5 protein-coding genes are annotated in these 4,765 nt (G+C 62.9%); 4 read left to right on the forward strand and 1 reads right to left on the reverse strand.

Annotated features, from left to right (window positions below):
- The coding region (locus tag QZ964_RS14540) for an FAD-dependent monooxygenase (protein WP_292532364.1) at positions 1-1,225 on the reverse strand (1,225 nt) is incomplete at its 3' end.
- Positions 1,226-1,346: 121 nt separating this feature from the next.
- Between QZ964_RS14540 and QZ964_RS14545 the strand changes: the two genes are divergently transcribed.
- The 4 genes from QZ964_RS14545 to rlmH all read left to right on the forward strand — a co-directional run bounded on the left by QZ964_RS14545 (position 1,347) and on the right by rlmH (position 4,419).
- Positions 1,347-2,060, forward strand: a complete 714-nt coding sequence (locus tag QZ964_RS14545; protein WP_292532365.1) for a CDP-alcohol phosphatidyltransferase family protein — start codon at positions 1,347-1,349, stop codon at positions 2,058-2,060.
- Positions 2,053-3,024, forward strand: a complete 972-nt coding sequence (locus QZ964_RS14550; RefSeq protein ID WP_292532366.1) for a quinone oxidoreductase — start codon at positions 2,053-2,055, stop codon at positions 3,022-3,024. Before QZ964_RS14545 ends, QZ964_RS14550 begins: the two co-directional genes overlap by 8 nt.
- 506 nt (positions 3,025-3,530) lie before the next feature.
- Complete coding sequence (gene rsfS / locus QZ964_RS14555) at positions 3,531-3,875, forward strand: ribosome silencing factor (protein WP_292532367.1); 345 nt, start codon at positions 3,531-3,533, stop codon at positions 3,873-3,875.
- Between the two features lie 64 nt (positions 3,876-3,939).
- Positions 3,940-4,419 (forward strand): 23S rRNA (pseudouridine(1915)-N(3))-methyltransferase RlmH, encoded by a 480-nt coding sequence (gene rlmH, locus QZ964_RS14560; RefSeq protein ID WP_292532368.1) that lies wholly within the window; start codon positions 3,940-3,942, stop codon positions 4,417-4,419.
- The last annotated feature ends 346 nt before the right edge of the window (positions 4,420-4,765 follow it).

A 4,765-nucleotide genomic window follows, 5' to 3' on the forward strand; every position in this document is an offset into this window, starting at 1 on the left:
GCGCCGGCCGGCGCATCAGCCGCGGCAGCACGAGATGCGGCAGCACGCCCTCGCGAATGACCGCGCGTCGCAGCGGACCGAGCGCCGCCATGGCGATGAAGCCCGCGCCGCGCAGCAGATCGACCGGTAGATAGGGAATGATCAGCGATCGATTGAGCAGATCGACGCCATGCGTTCTAAAGCCGATGTCGGCGCGCCGGTGACGGTCATAGCGCGCGAGCGCCCGCGACAATTCGCGCGCGTTCTTGAGATCGACGCTGGCGAGACAATCCTCGAGGTCGGCCACGTCGCGCAGGCTTAAATTCAATCCCTGCGCGCCGATCGGCGGAAAGATGTGACAGGTCTCGCCAACCAGCGCGAGGCGTCCCGTCGCATGTTTCGACACCTGCATGCCGCCCATTCGGAACTGGCCAATGTCGCCTTCGATGCGCATCGCCCCGAGTTCCGACTTGGCGTAATCCTCGATTTCAAATTCGAGCTCCTCGCGCGGTTTGGCGAGGCGCCGTCGCGCGTCGGCGACGCTCATCAGCCAGACGAGGCTCGAACGATGCGGCGCCTCCTCGCGCGCGGGCAGCGGCACCAGCGTAAAGGGTCCCGAGCGCGTGTGATATTCCGTCGAGATATTTTCGTGAGGAAACTCGTGGCGCAGAACCATGGTGAGGGCGATCTGCGGATAGGTCCATTCCTTTACGTCGATGCCGGCGACAGCGCGGGCGCGGCTGTTCCGACCATCCGCCGCGACGATGAAATCGGCCTGCAGGCGTCGCCCATCGGCAAGAATGGCGGCGGCGCCGTCGCTGTTGAATTCATAATCGGCAATATCGGCGTCGATGATTTCGATTTCAGGCCGATCGCGACAGAGATCGAGCAGGATCGCGACGAGGTCGTCGTTCGACACGTTGACGCCGAGCGCCGGCAGGCCGATCTCGCGGGCGCGCAGGCTGAGTTCCGGCACCGGCAGAAATTGGTCGGTGTCGTCGATCATGTGGATGGCTTCCACTGCGCAGCCCCGCGCCCTGACGCGCTCCAGCGCGCCGAGCGCGTCGAGAAAGCGAACCGATGCTTCGAATAGCGCGACGGTGCGGCCCGGCAGCGGCGGCGGAATTCGACCGGCGAGCGTCGTCTTGAATCCGGCGCGCGCAAAGGCCAAAGCCGCTGCAAGGCCGGTCGCGCCGGCGCCAGCGACGAGAATCTCCGATGTAGTGCCTTCTTGCGCCGGTTCCATCTCAGCCGTCTCCACAGCTCGTTATAGCGGGAGACGCTTCGGAGCGCGAGCCGGGCGCCTTTGGACTGGCGCGAGCGCCGGTGTAGTCTTGCGTCCCGCTTCTCCAGTCCTTCCGCGCCACGTGACGTCTTCCCGGCTCATCGGCCTTCTTGTCCACCTATTCACGGCGAGTGGCGCGGCCCTCGGCCTGATCGCGCTGTTCCTTGCGGCCGATGGGCGCTTCGCCGCGATGTTCGGCTGGCTTGGCGTTGCGCTCTTCGTCGACGCAGTGGACGGCGCGCTGGCGCGACGCTTCAAAGTGACCGAAACGGCGCCCTTTATCGACGGCGTGGCGCTCGACCTCGTCGTCGATTTTCTCAATTATGTGGTCACGCCGCTTGTGGCGCTGTGGCGGTCGGGCCTTATCGAGCCGGCGGTCGCCGAAGCTGTTTGCGCCTTGGTCTGTGCCTGTTCGGCGCTCTATTTCGCCGATCGGCGGATGAAGACCTCAGATTACTGGTTTCGAGGATTCCCGGCGCTTTGGAACGTCGTCGTGTTCTATCTTCTTGTCCTGCAGGCGCCTGCGAACGCGAGCCTTGCGGTCATCTTGGCGGCGACCGCGCTTATGTTCGCGCCTGTCGTCTTCATTCACCCGCTGCGCGTCAGGCGCTTGCGTCCCGTGACGATCGCCGTCACCGGCATTTGGGCCGCGGCGGCGATCGCGGCGGTGGCCCAGAATCTTGCGGCCGCTTCGTTCAGCGTAAAGGCGGTTTTGGTCGTGACAGGCTGCTATTTTCTGGCCTTGCCGCTTTTGCGTAAGGGCGGCGCGATCGCGAAAGGAGAGATCGATGGTTAAGGCGATTCGCGTGCATCAGCCCGGCGGACCGGAAGCTCTTGTCATGGAGGATGTCGAGCTGCCGGCGCCGGCGGTCGACGAAGTGCAGATCCGTCAGCGCGCCATCGGCGTCAACTACATCGACATCTATCGCCGCACCGGCGCCTATCCGGCGGACTATCCGTTCATTCCCGGCCATGAAGGCGCCGGCGACGTGATCGCCGTCGGCAAAAATGTGAAGTCTTTCAAAGTCGGGGAGCGGGTCGCCTATGTCGGCGCGCTCGGCGGCTATGCGCAGGCGCGCAACATCGCCGCTCATTCAGTGATCCATCTGCCGAAAGCCTTCAGCTATGAGCAGGGGGCGGTGATGATGCTCAAGGGGCTGACCGCGCAATATTTGCTGCGCAAGACCTTCAAGGTGAAGAAAGGCCATCGCGTTCTGGTGCACGCCGGCGCCGGCGGCGTTGGACAGATTCTCTGCCAATGGGCAAACGGACTCGGCGCAAGGGTCATCGCCACTGTCGGCTCTCCTGACAAGGCGAAGATCGCGGAGGCGGCGGGCGCCAGGCATACGATCCTTTACCGGGAGGAAAACTTCGTCGAACGGGTTCGGGAATTGACTAAGGGCAAGCTGTGCGACGTCGTCTATGACGGCGTCGGGCGCGCGACTTTTCCGGAATCGCTCGATTGCTTGAAGCCGTTCGGCATGTTCGTCAGCTTCGGCTCGGCCTCAGGTCCGATCGAGGCTTTCGACATCGGCCTTCTAGCGCTTAAGGGTTCGCTATACGCCACGCGCCCGTCGCTGTTCACGCATATCGCGCGGCGGCGCGATTATGAGGAGATGATGGACGATCTCCTGCATGCGGCGAAGCAGGGCTTCGTGTCTCTCGGCGAACCGGCGCGATTTCCGCTGGCCGATGCGGCCAAGGCGCATGCCGCGCTCGAATCACGCGCCACCAGCGGCTCCATGGTTCTAATTCCATGATTTCGCCATATTGGACCGCGCCAAAAGCAGCGCTCCAGCAACAAACTTGACATCTGTTGCAATTTGACCACGGACCGCCTATGGCGCTTCATAACACATTGTTAAGATGATTATATCCTGAATTGGCGAAACGATTTTCGGATCCCGATTCAGGGGCTTTTCCCCGCTTTTCGCTGCGCCGAACGCTGCGCCGAGAAATTCGGCCTACGCTTTCGGCGCAAATCGATTATGTTTCGCTTGTTCCGGCTTTGAGGTTCCTCCCGCCTCTCGATTAGCCCGAACCGCCTTCAAAAACCCGGCGCCCGAGCCGGGTTTTTTTCTTTTCGGCGTTTTGCAACACCGCAGTTTCTATTGCAATTTTTCGGGAAGCGCCCCATCCTTGCGTTGCGGCCCTCCGTACTCGCGGGTTTGGGCTGCAGAGCATGAGGGTTGCAACGCTGTCGACAGGTGTTCATCCGGGTGCGGATTCACGTCCGCTCCGGCCGGGAATTGGCGCAGGAGCGCCGTTGGCCGGCTCAATCGTGCAACAGGTTCTCGCCAGCCTGGACGAAACCAAGGCCGAGGACATCGTCTCCATCGATCTGCGCGGAAAGACGGCTCTCGCCGATGACATGGTCATCGCGACGGGCCGGTCGACCGTGCATGTCGGCGCCATCGCCGACAGAGCGATCAAGGCATTGAAGGCCGCGGGCGTGGTTGCGCCGCGCGTCGAGGGCCTGTCTCAATGCGACTGGGTGCTGATCGACGCCGGAGACGTCATCGTCCACGTCTTCCGTCCCGAAGTGCGCCAGTTCTACAATCTCGAAAAGATGTGGGGCGGCGACCGTCCGGTGGAGATTCGCCTGGTCTGACGGGATCTGATCGAGCTTTCCCTTTTGGATCGCTCGTCCGTCTTCTCGTGCTGCTTGGCGCCGGATGAAACTGGGACTGATTTGCGTCGGCCGCCTGAAGGGCGGTCCGGAGAGAGAGCTTTACGCGCGATACGCCGAGCGCGTCGGCGCCTTTCGGCGACTAGGCTTCGAAGGCCTTGAGCTTAAAGAGATCGACGAGAGCAAGGCCGCCTCCGCGGCCGAGCGGGCGTCGCGCGAAGGCGCGGATCTGCTCGCGGCGCTGCCGCCAGAATCTCGACTTGCGGCGTTCGACGCGCGCGGCCGTGCGGTGACGAGCGCAGGTTTTACGCAATTCATCGCCGACGAAAGAGATAATGGCCGCAAGGCGCTCTGGTTTGCAATCGGCGGCGCCGAAGGGCTCGATGAGAGCGTGCGCGCTCGCGCGACCGCGGTCTTCTCCTTCGGCGCAATGACGCTGCCGCATCAGTTGGCGCGCATTCTGGCGGCCGAACAGATCTATCGGGGGATGACGATTTTGTCGGGTCATCCCTACCACAGGGCATGACGACGAACGACGGCTTGAGCGCTTTGACCTGCCGCCTCTCGTCATTGGCGCGACGGCGAGGGAGCGCTTGTCCTATTTCGTCTCGCGCGGATGAGCATTCTTTGCGGGCGCAAGTTTTTGTCGCTCCGCGCTTTGTTAATATCTTGAGCCCCAATCTCCTCGTCATCCCTTGCGGGGCGAATGTTTGGAGATTGGGGCGTCAGGTTTCTCTCTTAATAGCAGACCCAAATCCAGCCGGCGGGAGTCCATCTCCAGCACTGACCTACGCCATAGGGATACCAGCGACCGCCCCAGTAGCGTCCTCGTCCCCAGCCGCCGCCGTGACCGCCCCATCCGCCGCCATGAC

Source organism: Methylocystis sp. (assembly GCF_021731785.1).
Taxonomy (GTDB): Bacteria; Pseudomonadota; Alphaproteobacteria; order Rhizobiales; family Beijerinckiaceae; genus Methylocystis.

Bases quoted from the DNA above. Each gene is read 5' to 3' on its own strand.
- QZ964_RS14550 (WP_292532366.1), top strand. From the start codon at position 2,053: ATGGTTAAGGCGATTCGCGTGCATCAGCCCGGCGGACCGGAAGCTCTT.
- rlmH (WP_292532368.1), top strand. From the start codon at position 3,940: ATGAAACTGGGACTGATTTGCGTCGGCCGCCTGAAGGGCGGTCCGGAG.